Raw genomic sequence first — 22,549 nt, forward strand, 5'->3', positions numbered from 1 at the left:
GTTCATTGGGTCTGCTGGAGACTCAACTATAACATATTAATTGTCAGAACCCAGAAACTTCACACTTAAAAATATATTCTATGGCTGCAGGACTAATTGCTCTGATCATTTTTTTGCTGGCTGACACCCTTTTGTTGGTTTATTACTTTCAGCAGAAAAGGAAGAGGAAGAACCAATCTTAGAATGAGGCATGATAAGCATTCCCAACGAATCAATCCCTATTTTTATGAAAACATTTTTTCTCTTCCTATCAATAATATTACCTATTCTAGCTTTAGTTACAATTGTTCTAGGAATTTTTCACTTCAAAAATCCACACATAATTAATTTAGGGATATTGTTTATTGTCGCATACCCAATCTTTCATTTTCTTGGTAAGAAAAAGAAAAAAGTTGAGAATAATAAAAGGGATATGGAAACAAATTGAAACTTGACTTTTCCCCTTTTTGAGAAAAACAAAGAATTAAAAGAAGCAGACCTGAGAGAAATTGATCGTGATGATCCTGTTAACATATTTGTATTTGGGATAGCTGCTGATTCAATTTTTGGTGAATTAATGGCAGTAATATTCCAACTTCGCAAAAACGGATGATAATGTTAAAATGCTAAATATTAGGAGTGCCTGTATAACACTCCTATTATTAAATATTGCAATAAATCATCAAACAAAACAACTATGAACCCAAAGCCATTATGACATTATTTCCTTAAAACTCTAGCAGCCTTATTCATTAGTATTGTGGACTAAAGAGTATTTTAAGTTATATACCCAAACAAGCACTTTGCTAACGGGAGATTTCTTGCCTCTTCTGTTTATTTTTATTGCATCTGTCATGATATCCTCTCTTTAAACATATCGACGACATAAGCAAAATTCATAAAGCCCCAAAACCTTTGATTTTAATTTCGCACTTAATAAGAGTGCGAAGGCAATCTATCAGTCGAACATAATACCTTCCATCTAAGATGGCAGTTTAAAAGTATACACCTATTTATGAACCCTACCTCAACACATTCAAACGTCTGTCCCCATCTATTTCCATCCCTTCGGGTATTTCGATGGTAACATTCACTCTTTGCTTTCTAAAGCTTGAGTTTTCCTTTAATTCAAAAAAACGACTTATTTCCAATACCGAATCATTCTGATTCCAGAAATAGTCAATGTTTGATGCATTTTCAAATGCATCGTACTTGTTTCTCCCCCTGGCATGTCTCTCAATGGAGATCAAAAAGTCAGGTGCATTCTTTCGTAAATAAATATTGGCACGCGCAGACACCCTGATCTGATCGCTGTCTTTATTGACATAGAAATCTTTAAAATATACCGCATCTTTCCCTGCTCCCTTATTAGTATGTTTTACATACAAAGTATCTCCATTAAAATCATCCAATAAAAACTCTTCCTGAATCAATTCGTGTGTGCTGAAGTTTTTCGCTATCCAGCCACCACCAATGGAAAGCACTCCTATGCTCACAAACCATAAAATAAGACCTGTTGCCCCAATATATTTTCCACCTCGTTTAAACCTGAACACCAGATGTAACCCCAGATAGAAGATCATTATAAACGGAATAGCCAAAAACATAAACAAGGCAGAGGAAAAGAACCAAGGTATTTCGGGAAAGAATATAAATGGCAGACCTGCAATCCATTCACCTCCCGGGATGTATTCAGCTAACCCGACAAACGGAAAAATCACCATAGCAATGGTTGTGAGTACCACAAAAGAGATCAGCATCAGCAAAAAGCCGAAAGCAACACCTAAAATTCTGAAAAACGTATTTGCTCCCGAAGATTTATAAGGTTGCCGACTTTTTGCCATTAACGGCTCTCCTCCATACATTTGCATTCGTTGCTCAATTGAATAAGCCTTAGGCATAACGATCCACAAAATAAGATAAGGTAAAAATGATATCCAGAAAAATGGACCCAGAAAAATGGCCAGAACAAAGAAAAGCCTGAAAAAGATGGGATCAATATTGAAGTAAGCACCTAGGCCACTACATACCCCTCCCAGTATCCGATTGTGTACATCACGAAACAACCGCTTTTTCACCGGTTTGGGGGCAAAAGCAGCGGAACGGGCAGAAGGTTCTTCTCCTTCGAAGGGTTCGCCGGTCAGTTTGTAATCATCCGGTGATCCAAGGACTTTTATCACATCATCTACGTTTTCTGAATTGACCGCTCTATCGTTTTCACCTGCCAGCGGGTGAAGAAGCTCTGCAATTCTTCCTTCAATATCGTCCAGTGTCTCTTTTTTGCCGGGATCGGAACCCAGAGCTCTATCCACGTCCTTCAGATATTGCTCAAGTTTGGCATATGCATCCTCCTCAATATGGAATGCCATACCTGCCAGATTAATATGTATTGTCTTTTTCATGTGTCTAATATTTGTTATTCAATGGTCACATAGAACTCGCCATCATAGTCATTGGCTACGCCGATCTTCGATTCTCCTGTGTGAGAAGGTTTTCTCATGGCTCGTTTCATATACTATATAATTTGTATTTTAAGGTTCCCGAGTACTCGGGACTCGTTTCATTTGTCTTCAATTTTTGTTTTAGGCCACATAGGACTCGCCACATAGTCATTTCCCTGTATGTCGAAACGCTTTTTAAGGCTCGCTTCATTACAATATTAGACTTAACCAAACCATGGAATAAAATGAAACCATCGGAGAAAGCCCAACAGAAAGAAAAATGCAACCAGAATTCCTATTATTATTAAAAAGCCCTTTAATGCCGTTCTAAACACCAACCCAAGAATTAACAGAACTACCAGAATTGGGATTAAACCAGGAAAAGCGAACCATGCGAATGGGAAGGAATGTCCAAAATGAACAAACGGTAAAAAGAACGAGGTAATTTGTCCAAGCAACAACAAACCCACAACCACAGCTATTACTATTAAGACTGTTTGATCGCGCTTTTCCATCCTATGGATGTACTCCTCTCCTTTTCGGAATGATTCACTTTTTCGAAACTGACTGAACTGCTCCTTGGCCTTTCCGTATTGCTCTTTCATTGCTCTTTCGATATTGGAGATGGTAATGTTTTCTCCTCGCATCTCAAGTTTCTGAGATAAGGTAATCGCTTCCGGAACCGCAATCCAAAGAACAATATAAACCACTAATCCGGTTCCAAAGCTGAAGAAGGTGAGCAAAACAAACAGAATTCTTACTAAAACCGGATCAAGATTAAAGTATGCTGCCAGTCCGGAACAGACGCCTCCCAATACTTTATCATCTATATCCCTGAACAAACGTTTACTGCCGCGATATGAGGTTCCGGCTTCAGCGTATGTTGATTGTTTACCGGCATCCTCATCGCCATCGGGGATAAAATCCTCGGGCTGCCCCATAATAGCGATCACTTCATCCACCATGGAAAGTGTAATTACACCAGTTTTAGGATTAATTCTTTCGAGGAAAAGCTCACGGAAACGATTTTCTATATCGTTGATGATCTCCTGTCCCCCATCCTTTCCGGAAAACCATGATTCCAGTTTGCGTAAGTAATCGTTTAACCGGCCATATGCATCTTCATCGATAAAAAAGGCCGTTGAAGCTATGTTTATTGAAATGGTACGTTTCATTTGTTTATGTTTGTTTGGCTAAATAAACTCGCCTGAGTAAAGAACTGAATCTAGGCTTGTTTTATCAATATTATCTAATCTGTTCGTTGTTCATAGTTACGAATAAATGCCACGGCATCGACCAACTCCTTCCAGGAGTCGTCCAGTTCATTCAGAAACTCTTTGCCTTTTTCCGTAATTTCATAGTATTTCCTGGGTGGCCCCTGTGAAGACTCCTCCCATCTGTAACCCAAGAGTTCAGAGTTTTTCAACCTGGTTAAGAGCGGGTACAATGTTCCCTCCACCACTATCATCTTTGCCTCCTTTAGTTTATTGATGATGTCCGATGCATAAGCATCGTGATCTGACAAAACCGAGAGGATGCAATACTCCAAAACCCCCTTGCGCATTTGCGCTTTAGCATTTTCTATTTTCATATTTAGCTTATTAAACAATCCATATTACAATCCATTCATCGTGCCAATAACAATGGCCGGGATCATCCGTACAGAACCTGATTTGAGGTCTCTATTACTAACAGAATCAACAGGTGCTGTAAATCTGAATGTACTCTCTTCCTGTAGAGATTGCGTATGAGGCAATCTGCAAGTTCCGCTTTGCATAAACCAAAGAAACAGAAACCCCAGGTAGAAAACACCTCTTCCGATTTTTGAATTAATTCTATTCATGCCAGTTCATTTATCGCATCACGTTAATACCATGTTGTTGGTAATGCAAATATATGATATTTTTATAGTACCTTGCAATACATGGTACTATATTTTTTAAAAATAATTATCGCGCACCTACAGTGCGCAGGATTTGGGCATTCCATCTCAGCTATCAACATGTGCCACCTACGGCGACAGGTTAAGATACATCATTTAATCAGTTCAGATTACCGTCCTCGTAGAGGACAAATGTTGATAGAATAGAAACGTCGTGAGAATTATCGCACCTCGTAGAGGTGCAATAATTATAATGAAATGCCTGAATTCAATTATTAACCATTGCTCGTCCGATATTGGCTATCAAAATGCCACATTATAACGAATCAATCTTTTAAACATCATAAATCCATACAAAAACCCTATTTTTGTACTAATTATGAAACGATGTGCCACAAAAGGTGCAATGGTAAAATAAACCGTCATGGATTCTACAAGACAGAAAAAAATAGGACGCCTTATCCAGAAAGAGATGAGTGAGATCTTTCAGAAAGAGGTGAGAGATATAACAATGGGGACAATGGTAAGTGTTACCACTGCCAGGGTGAGTCCCGACATGGGAATGGCGAAAGTCTATTTGAGCATATTCCCTTCAGATAAGAAAGATGAAATTTTTAGCAACATCAAACAGCAAACTTCTAAACTCAGGTTTCTGCTGGGGCAAAGGGTTGGCAAACAATTGAGGGTCATTCCCGAATTGAGTTTCTTTATTGATGACTCGCTGGATTATATTGAGCGAATCGATGACCTGTTAAAAGAATAGTTGATGCAATACGATCCAATTAAACGTTCGCTTGGCAAGGTTTTTAACCGGAATCCGTTTTTAAGAATTCTGTTTTATCGGTTGCTGGATCTTCTTCTTTTACGTTCCTGGTATATCAGGCGCGAACTTCGCCAATGGAAAAAAACGGCTCCCAATAAGGCAAAAATACTGGATGCGGGAGCAGGGTTCGGCCAATACGTATGGCGACTTTCGCAAATGGGCAGCGATTTCAGAATTACAGGTGTAGATGTAAAACAGGAACAGATAGAGGATTGCAACCTGTTTTTCAGAAAGAAAAAATTACAGAAGAGGGTGGAATTCAGACAGGCCGACCTCACCAAGTTTGTGGAGCCGAAAACATATCACCTGATTCTGTCAGTTGATGTGATGGAGCATATTGCCGAAGATGAAAAAGTGATGGCCAATCTGAATCAGAGCCTGAAAACGGGTGGAATGCTGCTCATCTCTACTCCGTCGGATTTGGGAGGATCAGATACCCATCATCACCATGATCAGCCTGATCAGGTAACCGGGTTTATTGATGAACATGTGCGCGACGGCTACAATGCCGATGAGATAAAAGACAAACTTAAACGTGCCGGATTTACTTCCGTTAAGGTAGAATATTCCTATGGTAAACCGGGTAATATTGCCTGGAAGCTATCCATGAAATATCCAATAATGATGCTGAACAAAAGCAAGTTCTTTTTTGTCTTGCTTCCGTTTTATTATCTTTTAACTTTCCCGGTGGCCTGGATTTTGAACCACATGGATGTTCGCAAAACACACAACGCGGGAACCGGTCTTATCGTTAAAGCCATAAAATAGAAGGATATGACATTAGCCATTCGCATAGCCATCAGGTATCTGTTTGCCAAAAAGAGCCAGAACATCATCAACATCATATCGTGGATCTCTGTGATTGGCATTCTTACCGGTTCGCTCGGATTGCTTCTTGTTTTATCTGTATTTAATGGACTTCATGGCCTAATTGGATCATTTTTCAGCACTTTCGACCCCGATTTTAAAATAGAACCCGAAAGGGGCAAAGTTTTCAGCATCGACAGCATTGATTATCGCGGATTGGTTGCCATTGACGGTGTGGAGGCCGCCACCATGGTAATGGAAGACCATGTTCTGTTCAGGTTTAGTAACCGACAGGTGCCGGGGCGGGTTTTAGGAGTTGATGATTCATTCAACCAGGTATCGGCCATTGATACCATTATTGTGGATGGAGAGTTCAGACTGCAATACAACAACATGCCGGAGGCAGTTGTTGGTTATGCATTGGCCAGCCAATTGGCATTGCGAATGAACTTCGTCACACCGCTTATGATGTACGCGCCTGAACGCACAGGCCGTATCAACCCGGCACGTCCCGATCAGGCTTTTCGTTCTCAATATGCACAGCCTTCGGGCATGTTTATGGTCAACCAGATTGACTACGACGCCGGCTATGTCATCATCCACATAAATCAGGCACGGGAACTATTGGATTATGATGAAAGTACTGTTTCGTGGATTGGCGTGAGGGTGACAGAAGGCGTTCGTCAGGAGGGAGTGCGACAAAGATTACAAAATCATTTGGGGGATCACTTCACGGTTAAAAACCGTGAAGAGCAGCACGACACTTTCTTTCGTATGATGAAAGTTGAAAAACTGATGTCGTACCTCATCCTCTCATTCATTCTGCTGATTGCCATTTTTAACGTGATTGGAACGCTTTCGATGTTGATTTTTGAAAAAAAGGAGAGCATCACCACACTTCGCAGTATGGGTGCTACACGCCAGCTTATTAATAAGATTTTTCTTTTTGAAGGATGGCTTATTTCCCTTGCGGGGATGACCGGGGGAATCCTTTTGGGAGCATTGCTTGTATGGCTTCAGCAAACCTATGGTTTGCTTCGCTTTCAGGGCGGCGAAGCCTTTGTGGTTGATGCCTACCCGGTTATACTGCGTTGGGTTGATGTATTAACCGTGCTCCTGACCGTATCCATCACAGGATTTTTGGCAGCCTGGTATCCGGTTCGGGTTATTGTGCGTCGCTATTACCCAGTAAATCGCCAGGAGTAAAACCGGCGTAGTCGGTTTTAATTCCAGTTAGAATTTCATCAATTTCTGCAACACTCTCGCTTCGGAGCATTTGAATTTTCGTGTTTCTGAAATTCTGTAATCCTTTAAAAGTTACCGCCAAATGCCGCCTTGAATGCAATATACCTCTCCGTTCACCCAAATGTTCAACCGCTTTATGCAATACTGCTCTAATCATTTCCACATGTTCATCCATGGTGATGGGTGGAAGAAGTTCTCCGGTATCCAAATAATGCCGGATTTCTTTGAAAATCCGTGGTCTCCCAATGGATGGGCGACCAATCATAATGGCATCCACACCATATCGATCAAAATATTGACGAGCCTTTTGGGGTGAGTCCACATCACCATTCCCAATGATGGGAATATGAATTCGGGGATTGTTTTTAACTTCGCCTATCAGCGTCCAGTCAGCCTCACCGGTATAAAGTTGCGATCGGGTTCGGCCATGTATGGTGAGGGCTTTTATGCCTGTATCTTGAAGCGGCTCGGCAATCTCGGTGATGATTTTTGAGTCGTGATCCCACCCAAGCCGGGTTTTCACGGTAACCGGCAACTTAACTGCGTTTACAACTGCTTTGGTGATTTTCAGCATCAGCGGAATGTCTCTCAACATTCCCGAACCTGCACCTTTTGTGGCGATTTTTTTTACCGGGCATCCGAAATTAAGGTCAATTAATTCCGGATTTGACGCTTCGGCAATTCGGGCTGCTTCGGCAAGTGCATCGGGATCTTTCCCATATAATTGTATCCCTACAGGTCGCTCCTCCTCTAAAATAGTCAGCTTGCGTTTGGTTTTTTCCACATCACGCACCAATGCATCAGACGACACAAACTCTGTGTACATCAAATCCACACCATACTGCTTACATAAACTGCGAAACATGTGGTCTGTAACATCCTCCATGGGAGCCAGTAACAGAGGCTCCTTTCTTAATTCCAAATCTCCTATCTTCACGCGACCTGAATAGTTGTAATTGTTTTATTTTGACGTCACAAATATACTACTTCTCAGAGACAGTCTAAACATTTATTAAAACTCTGCTGATAAGCCAACCATGTTTTGGTTGATCATTTTGTCCAACATGATGGCGCTTTCCTTGAATTAAAGAGGTGGCGAGGATTATTTATCTCGAGTTTATAATTTTCAAATACCAAAACTACTGCATAAGTGAAGTTGCGGATCAGTTATCTCGAAAGAGAAAAAAGTGATCTGACTCATTTAATTAGAAATATTATTCGGAGATTGATATTGATAGTTAGAGGCAATAATTGATAAAATTATTACTGTATAATATGGTTCCGCACCATCTTTTCATATTAAATATCCAGTGAAAATTTTGAAATTATAATCAGTTAAGCGATGAATAAAAAATAAAGGTTGCTTGCAATAGGCAATTTCCCTAAATTTAGTGATGTATAAATGGCCAAAAGCAAGTTATTCTTTTTATACAGAACATCTTGCCTGTTTAGGTGTTAATCAAAAACAAGTAAATTCAACCTTTAAAGAAGTGTTTGTGAGCATTATTCTCTGAAAAAATTAGGCAATGACGATTCGATTATTAAAATACCTCTCCCACCGCAGCCTGTTTCTGTTTTTGTTGATTTTATCAGGGCTATTTTATGCATCCTGTAACACACAATCATCCAGAAATCAGGCAGGAAAAGCTCATCTGGGTGAATCTCCCATGACTGATTCCATGGTGGTAGATCAGTTGATTCAACGATCCAGATCATTTTATGATGAAACCGGAATGAGAGCAGAACCTTATGATAGATTTCTGCAAGAAGCCATGGAAATAGCATCGCGTCACAACTTAATGTGGCAACAAGTTAGGATTCTCAACACCATAGGACGAAGATACAGGGACAGATCAGCCTATGGGGAAGCTCTACGATACCATAACAGAGCTTTAACCATAGCGCAAAACATAAACAACAAAGATCTGCTTTCAGAAGTTTATAATCAGATTGGCGTGGTTTTTAGACGAACAGACGATAATGCCATAGCTCTGGACATGCATTTTAAGGCCTTACGCTTAGCAGAGGAGACACGGGATTCATTTAATATCAGTGTCGCAATAAATAGCATTGGGAACGTAAATGCAAATTTGGGCAGATACCACTCGGCCATTGAGTATTTTTTAAGAGCTCTTGACTATGCCACTAAACTCGACAATACACTGGGAAAAGCAATCAACAATCATAACATAGGCGAGTGCAGATTAAAAATGGGGTATCCGGATGAGGCATTGGAATATTTTCAGAGGTCGCTCGCATACAATAACCAGATAGGGAGTCGTGCCGGGCAATCCATCTGTTACAATAGCATTGGAGCAGTTTATATCGCCAAGGATGATCCTGTTACAGCTTTAGAATATCTTGAAAGAGCTTTAAATATAAATGATAGACTTGGAGACCTGATGCAGGTCTCCATCAGTCACTCAAAAATAGGTGAAGTGTATCTGTTGTTAGGGGATTTCGCAAAGGCCGATGACCACCTCAACAAATCCTACGAACTAGCTAAGAACATCGGTTCTAGATTTCAGGCAGAAGAGAGCTTGCGACTACTTTCAAGACTTCATGAAGCCAATCACAATTATTCAACATCTCTGGAATATTTTAAAACTGCAACAGCTTATCGCGACAGCATCCTGAATGAGAAAAACATAAATCACCTAACAACCATGGAGGCCATGCTGGAAACCGAGGCTCAACGAAACCGGATTTATCAATTGGATCAGGTGACCTCCCAACAACTTACAACCCTGAGCAGGCAACGACTGATGCTTACCATAATCTTTATTGTTCTAATTATTCTTACTGTTATAACCACCCTGTTGATATATCAGCACAGGCTTCGCATTAAATATAACAACCTGAAAAACCAGCATAAGCTTTTGCGCTCACAAATGAACCCGCATTTTATATTCAATGCACTGAGTGCCATACAGGTTTATGTGCTTGAGCATGATGTGGAGAAGTCCACAAAATTTCTGACCGATTTTGCCAAACTTATGCGGTTGGTGCTAAAAACATCGCATCATGACTATATTCCGCTTAAGGATGAATCTGAAATTCTAAAATACTATCTTGAGCTTCAGCAGCTTCGGTTTGTATCTCCATTTAATTATCAAATCATAATTGATGAGAGCCTGAACCAGGATCAAATACTTGTTCCTCCTATGCTTACTCAACCGTTCGTAGAAAACGCCGTGGAACACGGCGTTAAATTAATGGAGAAACAGGGTCATCTTGATATCCGATTCAAAAAACTCAACACACAAATGGTTGTGGAAGTTGAAGACAATGGCATTGGAATCTCATCCAGCATTGATCAAAAGCATAAAAGCGGAATAAGCAAGAAACATGAATCCATGGCCATAAAAATCACCAAAGAGAGGCTTGATGTAATTAGAAATGATATTGGTGGGAAAGTGAGCCTTGAAATCATTGACAAGAAAAATATAAATCCCTTTGACAGAGGAACGCTGATAAGAATCATTCTGCCAATAGTCTCTCAAAATAACTGATTTAGATGGAGCCACTAAAAATCATGATCGTTGAAGACGACCTGTTTACCCGTCGGGTTGTAGACGTGATTATAAAGAATCACTTCACTGAATTTGTCGTGTCTGCAACAACTGGATCGATAAAGGAGGCTCATCATCTATTGGAAAGGGTTAAACCCGATTTACTTATACTGGACATACAGCTTGAGGATGGAAATGCTTTTGAACTTTTATCTCAAATTCCTGTGATAGATTTCAAAATTGTATTTATGTCATCCTATTCAAGTTATATGGAGCAGGCTGTACAATTTTCGGCGGTTGATTTTATAAAAAAACCATTTGATGAAAGTGAATTTGTTCAAGCGCTTGATAAAGCGCTTGATGCTTTTAACGACAGCGAGTACCCAAAAAGAATTGAAACACTTTTATTAAATATCAATGAAGAACCTCAAAACAGGACACTACTACTCGTAACAAGAAACGGGAACGTTAAAGTTGACATTAACAGTATTGAATATGGCGAATCAATCACAAAAGGAGCATATTTTCATCTTTTGTCGGGCGACACCATCCATGTTTCGTTCCCATTACGAAGATATGAGCCACTTTTGACAGAGTATGCCTTTTTCAGATGCCATCCTTTAATGCTTGTCAATCTCAGACATATTGAGTCTTTGGACAAAAGCAGATCTGAAATCCGGATGAAATCCGGCACAATAATACCTGTTGATGGTTGGAGGCTTGCCAATCTGATCAGCAAACGAGAGGCGTTGGCGCTGATTTAACAATCAAAAGGAACGAAACCCAATCAGTTCACGAACCTCCTTCAATGTTTTAGATGCACTTGCATGTGCTTTTTCTCTTCCAATTTCAGCCACTTTTCGCAAATAAGCATCATCGGCAGCTATGGCTTTGATTTTTTCGCGCATAGGCTCTGTGAAAATTATGATATCTTCTGCCAGCTGCTTTTTTAAATCACCATATCTGATTGAACATTTGCTGTACTCCTCTTTGAAAAACTCCAGAGTTTCGGGCTTCGAAACTACCGACATTAAAGTAAAAAGATTGTTGATGGGCTCAGTAACCGGCGTGTTTGGCTCAGTTGGACCGGAGTCTGTAACCGCTTTCATTACTTTTTTGCGAATCACTTTCGGGTCGTCAATCAAATAGATGCCGTTCCCTTCTGATTTCCCCATCTTTCCTGTTCCGTCCAAACCAGGAATTTTAACCAATGCCTCACCAAAATTAAAAGGTTGAGGTATGGGAAAATATTCTGTGTCGTAAATCCGATTAAATCGGTTGGCAAATTTACGAGTCATCTCTAAATTTTGCTCTTGGTCTTTTCCAACCGGAACTTTATTGGCATGGTGAATGATGATATCTGCCGCCATCAAAACAGGATAGGTGAGCAATCCGGCATTTACATTTTCAGGTTGTTTGCGAGCTTTCTCCTTAAAAGAGGTTGTTCTCTCCAATTCCCCCAGGTATGCATTCATATTGAGTAGGAGCGTTAGCTCTGCAACCTCGGGCAAATCACTTTGAATATAGATGGTTGCCTTTTCGGGATCAAGACCGGCAGCTAGATATTCGGCCAAAACCTGACGAACATTCCCATGAAGATCCTCCGGGGCAGGATGCGTTGTGAGCGAGTGATAATCAGCAATAAAAAAATAGCAGTTAAAATCATTCTGCATTTTCAAAAAGTTCTTCACTGCTCCAAAATAGTTTCCTAAATGCAGGTTTCCTGTTGGTCTGATTCCGCTTACAACTGTTTCCATGTTATCGTAATTCTCTGTCTTAATATTAAATCAGGTGCAAAAATAATCAACAAAACGGCAAAATGTTATTTTTTTTCATGAAACTTCCATAAGTAGGAAATCACTATTCAAAAAGTGGTGGTGTTTTTTCTCTCTATCGTTTCATTAAAAGTAGGGTATTCTTTTTTAATAGTTCGTTAATCTTTTTTATTTGCCTAATTATCAAATATTTATGGATTCATGGTCGTGTTATCCAATCAGCTGATAATAAGAAGCTTACTCACATCTAATTTCTAATAATCTATAAGTCTAACGATCTACTGCTTTTTAGATGATCGTAATATAAGCAAATACAAAACTGCATGAAGACGCACAAATGCATTACCCTTCCCGATCCAATTGGGAGGATATTTTGGCCTGATGAGAGGGCACAATTCCCAATGATAATGATTGGTCTGTTTTAAAAAAATATTATATTCGTGTAGCCGCGCATTGCGCTAAATGTTAAAACATTAAAGAATAACCCGGTTGGCAGGATTTTAAAATAGCAGTTGCAATGGGGGTTATATAATCAACAAATTCCATGAAGCGAGTCCCGAGAATCGCCAGATCGACGAAGTCAAAGAGTTCTCACACAGGCGAAGTTCTGAGCCCAGTCGAAGTAAGGATGATTATCTGGCGAGTTCTCCCGAGGCCTCGGGAGCCTATATAAAAACAAATTATAAACAGATGAAAGTCTCATTAATAGTTCTATCTATTATATGTTTATCCACGTTTAATATTCAATCACAAGTTTTTCGGGGTGGATTTAAAGGAGGAGTTGTGGCTTCCGAAGTTTCCGGAGATCATTTATCCGGGCCAAACAAATTCGGTCTATATGGTTCAGCTTTTACCATGTTACCACTCTCGCAATACTCCTTTTTGCAAATGGAGGTGATGTACATTCAGAAAGGGAGTCGTTCGGTTCCAAGTGAGAGTAACAATTATTTTGACTATCGTTTTGACCTGCAATACGTGGAGGTCCCATTCCTTTTTGTGCAAAACATGTCGGCCTACACCTCCTTAAATTACCTCGATAAAATTTTGTTTCATGGAGGGTTGTCTGTATCATTCCTCGTCAATTCCAATGAGAGCGAAGATTTAGTAGAGTATCCCAACAGGAGCGACTTCAATGCAGCAGAGCTCAACCTTTTAGTTGGATTTTCTTACCCACTTTATGAAGCACTTTACCTGAATTTTGGATATTCTAATTCACTGACCCCAATTCGATCTCATGCCGACGGACAAACAACCTGGATTAACCGAGGACAATACAATGTACTATGGACGCTTGGTTTAACATGGATATTTTGGTGAAGAAAAGATTGAGGAGACTTCTCAAAAAATTCCAGAGCGCGGCACAAGAAAAACAGCCCTTATTCAGTCCAAAAGAGATGATTCAGAGAATATATTTTTTCGTTATCCGGATTAAAAACAGGCATACAACTTGAAATTAACATCCAAAGATGTTAATTTGAAAATCTTTTAGACAATAGGCATTTTTCTTTCTTAATCAAAAAGAACAATAATTAAGGAATGTGAGGCTTGGTGTGGATTTCAGAGCGTCTAACTTAGAAATTATATAAATAAAGAAGTTTTTCTTTATTTTATTTTTAAATAGTGATCTAAGCCATTACATTTGCATTTTAAAAAGAAAATTTGAATGGTTTTTGGTTATTTCCCCCTCCCAAAACGTTACTTGTTTTGCAAATCTCTTATAAACAAATAAATATCAATTAATATTAAAACAGAATCTTTATGAGCAGTTTATTAAGTTCTTCCATCGGGAAGAAGTTGCTGATGGGGTTATCGGGGCTTTTCCTGATTTTATTTCTACTTATCCACCTGGCGATTAACTCCCTGATGTTGGTTCCAGATGGCGGAGAGACCTTCAATGCGGCAGCGCATTTTATGATCACCAATCCCATTATTAAGGTGACAGAGCCTCTACTGGCAATTGGATTTCTGGTTCACATTATCTATGGTTTTATGTTGACCATTCAAAATCGCAAGGCCAGAGGAAAAGACAGGTATGCGTCGGGCAATAAAACCGCTGGTGTTACCTGGGCTTCTCAAAACATGCTAATTTTGGGAATTACCCTTTTGGCATTTTTAATTATGCACCTCGCTCACTATTGGGTGAAGATTAAAATTACGGGCGATCCGCTGTTAGACCCTGTAATGGTTAGTTTAGGAGGGGTAGAGACAATGGTTGACAACGCGTATGCGTTGGTTAATACATCTTTCGGATACCTTTGGATTGTAATTGTATATGCCGTTGCCGGTATCGGTTTGGCTTTACATCTATCTCACGGGTTCTGGTCGGCTTTTCAAACAGTTGGTTTCAGCAACAATATTTGGCGTAAGCGCCTTACTGTTATCGGACAAATTTATGCCTGGTTCGTTGGATTAGGCTTCTCTCTTATAGCAGTGTTACAGTATTTATTCTATCAAGGTTAATTATTTAATCCTTTGTGATTATGGCAAAAATTGATGCAAGAATTCCCGAAGGGCCTGTAGCCCAGAAGTGGACAAATTATAAGAAAAATCAAAAATTGGTTAACCCTGCCAATAAAAGGAAACTCGATATCATTGTTGTAGGAACAGGATTGGCAGGAGCTGCAGCTGCAGCATCCTTTGGTGAAATGGGTTTTAATGTAAAGATTTTCACCATTCAGGATTCTCCTCGTCGTGCGCACTCCATTGCTGCCCAAGGTGGAATTAACGCCGCTAAAAACTATCCAAACGATGGTGACTCGGTAAACAGATTATTTAGCGACACCGTTAAGGGTGGCGACTACCGTGCCCGTGAGGCAAATGTGTATCGTCTGGCTGAAGTTTCAACTTCAATCATAGACCAATGCGTAGCTCAAGGTGTACCTTTCGCCCGAGAGTATGGAGGATTGCTTGACAATCGTTCATTTGGAGGAGCGCAGGTGAGCAGAACATTCTATGCCAGAGGCCAAACCGGTCAGCAATTATTATTGGGAGCATACCAGGCTCTTATGCGTCAGGTAAACCTCAAAACTGTAAAACTATATACCCGCAACGAGCTGGTTGACATCGTGCTTGTTGATGGAAAAGCAAGAGGAATTATATCTCGTGATTTAGTAACCGGAGAAACTCAGCGCCATTTTGGTCATGCTGTGGTTATGGCAACCGGAGGCTATGGAAATACCTTCTTCCTTTCTACCAATGCCATGGGATCGAACGGTTCTGCTGCATGGCAGGCCTACAAGAAAGGCGCTATGTTTGCGAATCCATGTTTTGCGCAAATCCACCCCACTTGTATTCCTGTTCATGGAGAATTCCAGAGCAAACTGACTCTTATGTCGGAGTCGTTGCGTAACGATGGACGCATTTGGGTTCCTGCAAAAAAAGAGGATGCTGAAGCCATTCGTGCCGGAAAACTAAAACCAACGGATATTGCGGAAGAAAACAGAGACTATTTCCTTGAACGCCGTTACCCGGCTTTCGGAAACCTGGTTCCACGTGATGTGGCATCACGTGCAGCAAAAGAGCGTTGCGATGCAGGCTTTGGAGTTGGCACCACCGGATTGGCCGTATATCTTGATTTTAAAGAATCCATCGAAAGATTGGGCAAGGACGTGATTGAAGCCAGGTATGGTAACCTGTTCCAGATGTATGAAAAAATTGTGGACGACAATCCATACGACACACCCATGATGATTTACCCTGCCATTCATTATACCATGGGAGGTGTTTGGGTTGATTACGAATTGCAAACCACCATTCCCGGGCTCTTCTGTGCCGGAGAGGCCAACTTCTCAGATCACGGAGCCAACCGCCTTGGTGCCTCGGCTTTGATGCAGGGATTGGCCGATGGTTATTTTGTTCTGCCATATACCGTTCAGAACTATTTGGCCGATGACATCAAAACACCAAGAATGACCGGTGATGAGAAAGAGTTTGTTGAAACTGAAAAGGCCGTAAAAGACCGATTTGAAAAAATTCGTAATGTAAACGGAAACCGTTCGGTTGACAGCATCCATAAAGAGCTTGGTTTGGTGATGTGGGACTTTGTTGGAATGGCCAGAAATAAAGAAGGCCTTCAACAAGCCATTGAAAAAATCCGCGCCATTAAAAAAGAGTTCTGGAGCAATGTCCGCATTCCAGGCGATAAGGAAGGGATGAACATTGAACTTGAAAAAGCAAACCGTCTTGCTGATTTTATTGAAATTGGCGAACTGATGGCCATTGATGCACTTAACCGCGAGGAGTCATGTGGTGGACACTTCCGTGAAGAGTTCCAAACCGAAGATGGTGAAGCCATGCGTCAGGATGATAAATTTGCTTATGTATCTTGCTGGGAGTACAAAGGCGATGGTCAGGAACCGGAACTGCATAAGGAAGAGCTGAAGTTTGAAGATGTGAAACTGATTCAGCGGAATTACAAATAGTGGTCGCAGGCAATTTCAATTATATTAACAGAGTTTTATCATGGAAAAAAATATAAATATCACTCTAAAAGTCTGGAGACAAAAAAACGCCCGCGAAAAGGGGCGTTTTGAAACGTACCAGGTAAAAGATGTTTCTACCGGGAGTTCATTCCTGGAAATGATGGATATTCTTAATGAACAGTTAATTAACGAGGGAAATGAGCCAGTGGCTTTTGACCACGACTGCCGCGAAGGGATCTGTGGCATGTGCTCGTTATACATCAATGGCCGTCCTCACGGACCCGATGATGGAGTTACCACCTGCCAGTTGCACATGCGCAAATTCAAGGATGGTGATACCATCTGGATCGAACCTTGGCGTTCGGCTGGATTTCCTGTTATTAAGGATTTGATTGTGGATCGTACCGCTTTTGACAAGATCATTGCTTCAGGAGGTTATGTATCGGTTAATACCGGAGGTGTTCCCGATGCCAACGCCATTCCAATTCCAAAACCCGATGCTGATGAAGCCATGGATGCTGCTTCATGTATTGGTTGTGGAGCTTGTGTTGCAGCCTGTAAAAACGGTTCGGCCATGTTGTTTGTATCTGCAAAAGTGAGCCAATTGGCACTTTTACCACAAGGAAAAGTTGAAGCTGCCCGCAGAGCCAAAAATATGGTAGCTAAAATGGATGAACTTGGATTTGGAAACTGTACCAACACCGGTGCTTGTGAAGTTGAATGTCCCAAAGGAATTTCGGTAGCTCACATTGCCAGGCTAAACAGAGAATTCCTGAAAGCAAAAGTTCAGGATTAGGCAAGGCACTCATTTGATATTAAAATGGCACACAGTCAAAACTGTGTGCCATTTTTATTATAATTATTAAGGGTCATTAACCCTCATAGTAGGCAAAAGTTACTTTTCGTCCAGTGCCTTCTCCTTTTCCAGTAAAAATGTTATTAAAAAAAGCTGCAGCAGCCTGAATTTGAATCGTCTCACCACTTTTTCGCACCACATCCCAAAATCTTACTATCTCATATTCATTTTTGATGAACATATCGTGCGCCGTTTAAAGTTTTCCATGATTCTCAGCAGGAACAACCACCGTAAAATGTTTACCAAAAAGCTCTCCTGGACCGTATCCATATATTTCGCTGTATCGTTCATTTACATGAACGTAGTTTCCCTTTTCATCGGTAACACAAATTCCAAGTTCGCGTTCTTCATCGATGATGGTTTGCGCCTTTTGCGGATCTGCCTCAATAAGTTGCTTAATCTCCTTGGTTCTGAACACATTAATTCTTCCCATACCCTGATTTTTAATTGCTAGTTTATATTTCATTTGTATGATGTTTCAAACAGACCAATCAAAGTTTTGTTCAATGTTGAGCCGCGAAATGTTTAACAATATGGAAACATCAGGCTATAACGGAATCTCAAAAGTGAATCTGCTTCCCTTTTTCGGAAATGAAGCTACCCGAATTTCTCCACCCATCAGTTCAACAAGACTTTTGCAGATGGATAGCCCCAACCCTGCTCCTCCATAATCCTTTCCGCTTTTTTCATAAACCTGGTTAAACCGGTTAAAGATGGACTGATGATGCTTCGGATCTATGCCTATGCCGGAATCTTCAACGAAAAACTCAACTTTATTTTCATTTAGATGATAGCCAAACTCAATGGTTCCATTTTCGGGAGTAAACTTAATTGCATTGGCAATTAAGTTGTTAAAAACCTGGGTGAGCTTCGGAAGGTCTCCATTGATAATCACCTCTTTTTTGGGAGGAATCGTTGCTTTCAGAATGATATTTTTATCATTGGCAGGAACTTCAAAAAAAGCAGTTAATGAACTCATCAACTCAGCCAGATCTATATGTTCCCTATTTAAAACAGCGCTACCGGTTTCTATTCTGGAAATCTCCAGAACGTCATTGATGAGTCCCAGTAATTGCAGTCCGCTCCTGATAATTATATCGAGGTAGGACTCACGTTTATCCTCAGAAACCTCTCTTTGCTTTAATAACTCAGCAAAACCCATGATGCCATTCATCGGGGTTCGTATTTCATGACTCATATTGGCCAGAAAGGCAGATTTTAACCGGTCACTCTCTTCTGCCTTTTCCTTTGCCAATAACAGTTCCTTTTCTATCTGCTTCTGGTGGGTTACGTCGCGTACAATGCAGATGGTTTCATTCTCCTGAAAATAGATCATGCGCGACTCATAAACCATCTCTGTCTCTTCCTCTCTGATTGTGTAGTTGTATGTCTCTACACCTTTTCCTGTGATGGCTTTATTAATGTTTTCAATTGTGAGGGTTGCCAATTCCGGTGGTAATACTTCGCTCACATGCTTATCCATAAAACTTGCTGGAGAAACCAGCAAACTCATTTCATCATGGACATGGTAATCAATAAAATATCCATCCCCATTAAATACAAAGATGATATCGGGAATTATCGCCAACAATCCACGCAGTTTGGCATGGTTACTCTCAGCCACGTTTAAGGCTTCACGCAGGGTGTGTACCAGCTCTTTTTCACGGGTGATGTTGGTGATTGTACCATAAGCTCTAATCTGTTCTCCATTCTCCCTTTTTTCAACAATCCCGCTTCCCAAAAGGTAGATGATGTTGTCATCAGGTAATAAAAGCCGGAACTCATTTTTCCAAATTTTATTGAGTTGATCAGATTGTAAGCGCCATGTTTCAATCATCCGACTCCTGTCGTCGGGGTGAATCATACGAAAAAGACTCCTTAAGGAAGTTGGACTTTTTATGCTGCCCAAAATAGAATCAATGTTGCCATTCCAGATAAATGAATTGTTTGAATTGTTCCATTCAAAAATAACATCGTTGGTATGCATGGCAACCAACTTAAATCGCATCTCATTTTCCAGATTCTCTTGTTCGGCAAGCTTACGGCCTGTGATGTCCCGACCAAGAATGACCAAACCCTTTCTGCTTCCATCAACATTAAAAAGAGGTGCTTTTATTACATCAAAAACTTTTCTGACTCCATCACTTTGCAAAAAATGTTCCTCAACATTAATTGGTCTCCGTGATTTCCAAGCCAAATTATCAGTTTCATGGCAGAATTTAAGTTCCTTGCTTCTATTGGGAATCAGTAAGGAGAGATCCAGATAGTTTTTCCCACGGTAATCGTACCCTTCAAGGCCAAACAAACTGATTAACGATTGGTTTGCCTCCATCCAACGCCCTTCGCCATCTTTAAAACAGATGAAATCCGGTGTTGAATTAAACAAAGTGAGCAGTTGCGCATTGCGTTCTTCCAGAGCCTTCTGAATACCTACTCTGCTGTTATAATCATTGATTGGTTCATTGCTTTTACAATATGAGGAAATCGATTTTTGTGAAAAATCCTCATTATTTAGATACAAATCATTCTCAATAATCTTTATTGTTTGGCGAATAAGGGTCTGTTTGTAGCTCTCGTGAGGCACAAAACCACTTGTTTGAATGCAGAGAAAAATGGGGTTGCGATTTATTACTTTGAGGGGAGAAACAAGACAATGACTGACAATTGATGATGATTTGATCTTAAACCATTCTTGTTTGTTACTCAACTTTAAATGTGGCTCGATTTCTTTCAGAATTTGGTGATCTTCACCAGTGGAACTCCCATTTTTGTGTTTATAAAACCAATCAATGCGATCCTCCATTTTTTCAACAAGCCCCACATGAGCACTCAGAACATTTGACAAAACATCCAGGCTGCTTTTCCAATCCGGCTCTCCGGGTGAGTTAAAGAATTGTTGATTTTTTATCATTAAACAACAGACTATTGGATTAAGAGTTTATGAATATTTAAACAATATTACAAAAAAAAGATATTGTATCGCAAAAAATGATGATCAGATTTTTTACATATCAGATAGGAATGAATTTATTTCTGTAATAATGCAGAGGTAGCGGAAAATGAGTCGCTATTGGCTACTCTCCAATATAGTGGCTGCTGCAAAAACTCTCCGAATGCCAACCTCGCCCCTCTAACTCCCCTAAAAGAATTTCAACGCAATGCCGGTTCGGTGTTCCCCGCTTGCTAATGTCATTCAACCAAAAAAAATATTGGCTGCAATTATCGCAGAATATAAAGATCTTATCCGTAATTTTAAACCTTTCAAAAATCGATTGGCTGTTAATCACAACATTTTATGCAAGATAGATTTATCATTTTACTTTTCTGTAGAATCTGGATGGACTGGTTTACATGGTTGTTACGCATTGGCGTAACAACGTATTCCATTTTAAAACCAAAGAAAATCAGTATTCCTCTGCAAAAAGCTATCGCAATTACAATCGTCCTTTTTATCCCATTGTCGCTCAAGGCCAACAGTTCTGATTCCATTCCAATCACGGAAGTTGAGACAAAACCAATCAGTCGCCACATCCCTGTAATAGCAGGAATTGCAGCAGTCTCATTTCTTGTTGACCAGCCGGTGAACAGCCATTTTGAGACCAATCGCTCGTCCTTCTTTAACTCAGCTTCAAAAATTACCGATCTGGCAGGAGATAAATACCTGATAATACCTGCCTCGGTTTTAACCTATGGAGTGGCCGGTTATATAATTCGTGATGAAAAACTGACAAACACCAGTTTAAATTCCATTCAGGCATTAGCAACCACAGCCATTTCAACTGAAATAGTGAAGCAATTAGCAGGCAGATCTCGCCCGTATACCGAACGGGGAGCACATCATTATTCGCCATTTCCAATGAAAAATGACGATTATAAGTCCATGCCATCGGGACATGCAGCGCTGGCTTTTGCAGCGTTTACCCCGTTTGCAGAGAATTACTCAAAATGGATCTACCTGATTCCGGCATCGGTGGCTGCGGGAAGGGTGTACCAAAACGAGCACTGGTTTTCAGATGTGGTAGTTGGCGGAGCCATTGGTTTTATAAGCGGATACCTTTTTACCCACTACCCAAACATTCAAATTATTCCCAACGGAATTGTTGTGAATTTTTAAAAAATCACAACAACTTTCTAAGCTAAAGCATTGGTAGTTATAAAAAAATGCGTTACTTTTGCGGCCTGATTATTATCCGTGTAGAGTGGTGTAATCGAATTGGAACACAGATAATTGTTCACCATCCCAATGGTCATGCCCGTCTGTTGGGGTGTTTTCGTCTGTTTCTGAAAAGATGCACCGGCAAATTGTTTTAATTAAATTGTAGGTCTAATTATCAAATTAAAGAAAGACTGTGGATACATTAAGTTACAAAACCAAATCAGTCACTCCGGCAACCATTCAGAAAGAATGGCTTGTGGTGGATGCTACCGATCAGGTACTTGGCCGGTTAGGTTCAAAAGTGGCTCAGCTTCTAAGAGGGAAGCACAAGCCAAATTACACTCCCCACATGGATTGTGGTGACAATGTAATCATTATTAATGCCGACAAAGTAAAACTTACCGGCAATAAGTGGCAAAACAGAGTATTCTTCTACCATAGCGGTTATCCCGGTGGACAAAGAGAAGTAACTCCGGCTATGCTTTTTGCAAAAAGCCCTGAAAGATTGGTTGAAAGAACCGTTAAAGGGATGTTGCCAAAAAACAGCCTTGGACGTCAACTCTTTAGAAACCTGTTTGTTTATACCGGCTCTGAGCACAAACAAGAAGCTCAAAAACCAAGAGTCATTGATATCAACACCGTTAAATAATTG

Annotated in this window: 21 protein-coding genes; 12 read left to right on the plus strand and 9 right to left on the minus strand. The window is 40.4% G+C overall.

Going from position 1 to position 22,549, the window contains the following annotated elements:
* Window positions 1-430: 430 nt before the first annotated feature.
* Window positions 431-592: a hypothetical protein gene (locus EV194_RS16880; RefSeq protein WP_165921834.1), complete on the plus strand. Its 162-nt coding sequence runs from the start codon at window positions 431-433 to the stop codon at window positions 590-592.
* 409 nt (window positions 593-1,001) lie between these two features.
* Here EV194_RS16880 and EV194_RS08420 read toward each other — a convergent pair whose 3' ends face one another.
* The 4 genes from EV194_RS08420 to EV194_RS08435 form a co-directional block, all read right to left on the minus strand.
* Window positions 1,002-2,381 carry a PspC domain-containing protein gene (locus tag EV194_RS08420; protein WP_132433599.1) on the minus strand — a complete coding sequence of 460 codons (1,380 nt, stop codon included), beginning with the start codon at window positions 2,379-2,381 and terminating at the stop codon, window positions 1,002-1,004.
* A gap of 263 nt (window positions 2,382-2,644) precedes the next feature.
* Complete coding sequence (locus EV194_RS08425) at window positions 2,645-3,595, minus strand: PspC domain-containing protein (RefSeq protein WP_132433600.1); 951 nt, start codon at window positions 3,593-3,595, stop codon at window positions 2,645-2,647.
* Between the two features lie 74 nt (window positions 3,596-3,669).
* Window positions 3,670-4,011 (minus strand): PadR family transcriptional regulator, encoded by a 342-nt coding sequence (locus EV194_RS08430; protein ID WP_132433601.1) that lies wholly within the window; start codon window positions 4,009-4,011, stop codon window positions 3,670-3,672.
* 24 nt (window positions 4,012-4,035) lie between these two features.
* Complete coding sequence (locus EV194_RS08435) at window positions 4,036-4,263, minus strand: hypothetical protein (protein ID WP_132433602.1); 228 nt, start codon at window positions 4,261-4,263, stop codon at window positions 4,036-4,038.
* A 463-nt stretch (window positions 4,264-4,726) separates the two neighbouring features.
* On the opposite strand from EV194_RS08435, the gene rbfA reads away from it, so the two are divergent.
* The 3 genes from rbfA to EV194_RS08450 are packed head-to-tail and all read left to right on the plus strand — an operon-like array spanning window position 4,727 to window position 7,138.
* On the plus strand, window positions 4,727-5,065 hold the full coding sequence (gene rbfA, locus EV194_RS08440) for a 30S ribosome-binding factor RbfA (RefSeq protein WP_132433603.1): 339 nt from the start codon (window positions 4,727-4,729) through the stop codon (window positions 5,063-5,065).
* A 3-nt stretch (window positions 5,066-5,068) separates the two neighbouring features.
* Window positions 5,069-5,893 carry a class I SAM-dependent methyltransferase gene (locus EV194_RS08445; RefSeq protein ID WP_132433604.1) on the plus strand — a complete coding sequence of 275 codons (825 nt, stop codon included), beginning with the start codon at window positions 5,069-5,071 and terminating at the stop codon, window positions 5,891-5,893.
* 6 nt (window positions 5,894-5,899) lie between these two features.
* Window positions 5,900-7,138: an ABC transporter permease gene (locus EV194_RS08450; protein WP_132433605.1), complete on the plus strand. Its 1,239-nt coding sequence runs from the start codon at window positions 5,900-5,902 to the stop codon at window positions 7,136-7,138.
* Here the strand turns inward: EV194_RS08450 and dusB are convergent.
* Window positions 7,098-8,114 (minus strand): tRNA dihydrouridine synthase DusB, encoded by a 1,017-nt coding sequence (dusB, locus tag EV194_RS08455; RefSeq protein WP_132433606.1) that lies wholly within the window; start codon window positions 8,112-8,114, stop codon window positions 7,098-7,100. The genes EV194_RS08450 and dusB overlap by 41 nt on opposite strands.
* A 589-nt stretch (window positions 8,115-8,703) precedes the next feature.
* Between dusB and EV194_RS08460 the strand changes: the two genes are divergently transcribed.
* Both EV194_RS08460 and EV194_RS08465 read left to right on the plus strand, forming a co-directional pair.
* On the plus strand, window positions 8,704-10,689 hold the full coding sequence (locus EV194_RS08460; protein WP_132433607.1) for a tetratricopeptide repeat-containing sensor histidine kinase: 1,986 nt from the start codon (window positions 8,704-8,706) through the stop codon (window positions 10,687-10,689).
* Window positions 10,690-10,694: 5 nt separating this feature from the next.
* Window positions 10,695-11,453, plus strand: a complete 759-nt coding sequence (locus tag EV194_RS08465; RefSeq protein WP_132433608.1) for a LytR/AlgR family response regulator transcription factor — start codon at window positions 10,695-10,697, stop codon at window positions 11,451-11,453.
* 3 nt (window positions 11,454-11,456) lie between these two features.
* Here EV194_RS08465 and trpS read toward each other — a convergent pair whose 3' ends face one another.
* The gene (gene trpS, locus EV194_RS08470; RefSeq protein WP_132433609.1) at window positions 11,457-12,446 is read right to left on the minus strand and encodes a tryptophan--tRNA ligase; all 990 of its coding nucleotides are present in this window, start codon (window positions 12,444-12,446) and stop codon (window positions 11,457-11,459) included.
* 708 nt (window positions 12,447-13,154) lie between these two features.
* Here trpS and EV194_RS08475 point away from each other — a divergent pair.
* The 4 genes from EV194_RS08475 (at window position 13,155) to EV194_RS08490 (ending at window position 17,681) form a co-directional block, all read left to right on the plus strand.
* Window positions 13,155-13,781, plus strand: a complete 627-nt coding sequence (locus EV194_RS08475; protein WP_132433610.1) for a porin family protein — start codon at window positions 13,155-13,157, stop codon at window positions 13,779-13,781.
* A gap of 441 nt (window positions 13,782-14,222) precedes the next feature.
* Complete coding sequence (locus EV194_RS08480) at window positions 14,223-14,924, plus strand: succinate dehydrogenase cytochrome b subunit (RefSeq protein ID WP_132433611.1); 702 nt, start codon at window positions 14,223-14,225, stop codon at window positions 14,922-14,924.
* A gap of 20 nt (window positions 14,925-14,944) precedes the next feature.
* Window positions 14,945-16,885, plus strand: coding sequence for a fumarate reductase/succinate dehydrogenase flavoprotein subunit (locus EV194_RS08485; RefSeq protein ID WP_132433612.1), 1,941 nt, complete (start codon window positions 14,945-14,947; stop codon window positions 16,883-16,885).
* Window positions 16,886-16,925: 40 nt separating this feature from the next.
* A complete protein-coding gene (locus EV194_RS08490) occupies window positions 16,926-17,681 on the plus strand; it encodes a succinate dehydrogenase/fumarate reductase iron-sulfur subunit (protein WP_079558990.1) in 756 nt (251 codons plus the stop codon).
* A gap of 76 nt (window positions 17,682-17,757) precedes the next feature.
* Here EV194_RS08490 and EV194_RS17095 read toward each other — a convergent pair whose 3' ends face one another.
* The 3 genes from EV194_RS17095 to EV194_RS08500 all read right to left on the minus strand — a co-directional run bounded on the left by EV194_RS17095 (window position 17,758) and on the right by EV194_RS08500 (window position 20,652).
* Window positions 17,758-17,922, minus strand: coding sequence for a hypothetical protein (locus EV194_RS17095; RefSeq protein ID WP_243699369.1), 165 nt, complete (start codon window positions 17,920-17,922; stop codon window positions 17,758-17,760).
* A gap of 12 nt (window positions 17,923-17,934) precedes the next feature.
* Window positions 17,935-18,207, minus strand: a complete 273-nt coding sequence (locus tag EV194_RS17100) for a PAS domain S-box protein (RefSeq protein ID WP_243699370.1) — start codon at window positions 18,205-18,207, stop codon at window positions 17,935-17,937.
* Window positions 18,208-18,288: 81 nt separating this feature from the next.
* Window positions 18,289-20,652: a PAS domain-containing protein gene (locus tag EV194_RS08500; protein WP_132433613.1), complete on the minus strand. Its 2,364-nt coding sequence runs from the start codon at window positions 20,650-20,652 to the stop codon at window positions 18,289-18,291.
* Between the two features lie 384 nt (window positions 20,653-21,036).
* On the opposite strand from EV194_RS08500, the gene EV194_RS08505 reads away from it, so the two are divergent.
* Together EV194_RS08505 and rplM are read left to right on the plus strand one after the other, a co-directional pair.
* Window positions 21,037-21,855, plus strand: coding sequence for a phosphatase PAP2 family protein (locus tag EV194_RS08505; protein ID WP_132433614.1), 819 nt, complete (start codon window positions 21,037-21,039; stop codon window positions 21,853-21,855).
* 235 nt (window positions 21,856-22,090) lie between these two features.
* Window positions 22,091-22,546 carry a 50S ribosomal protein L13 gene (gene rplM, locus EV194_RS08510; RefSeq protein ID WP_132433615.1) on the plus strand — a complete coding sequence of 152 codons (456 nt, stop codon included), beginning with the start codon at window positions 22,091-22,093 and terminating at the stop codon, window positions 22,544-22,546.
* Window positions 22,547-22,549: the final 3 nt, after the last annotated feature.

Origin of the sequence: Natronoflexus pectinivorans (assembly GCF_004345615.1) — a bacterium.
Classification (GTDB): domain Bacteria; phylum Bacteroidota; class Bacteroidia; order Bacteroidales; family Marinilabiliaceae; genus Natronoflexus; species Natronoflexus pectinivorans.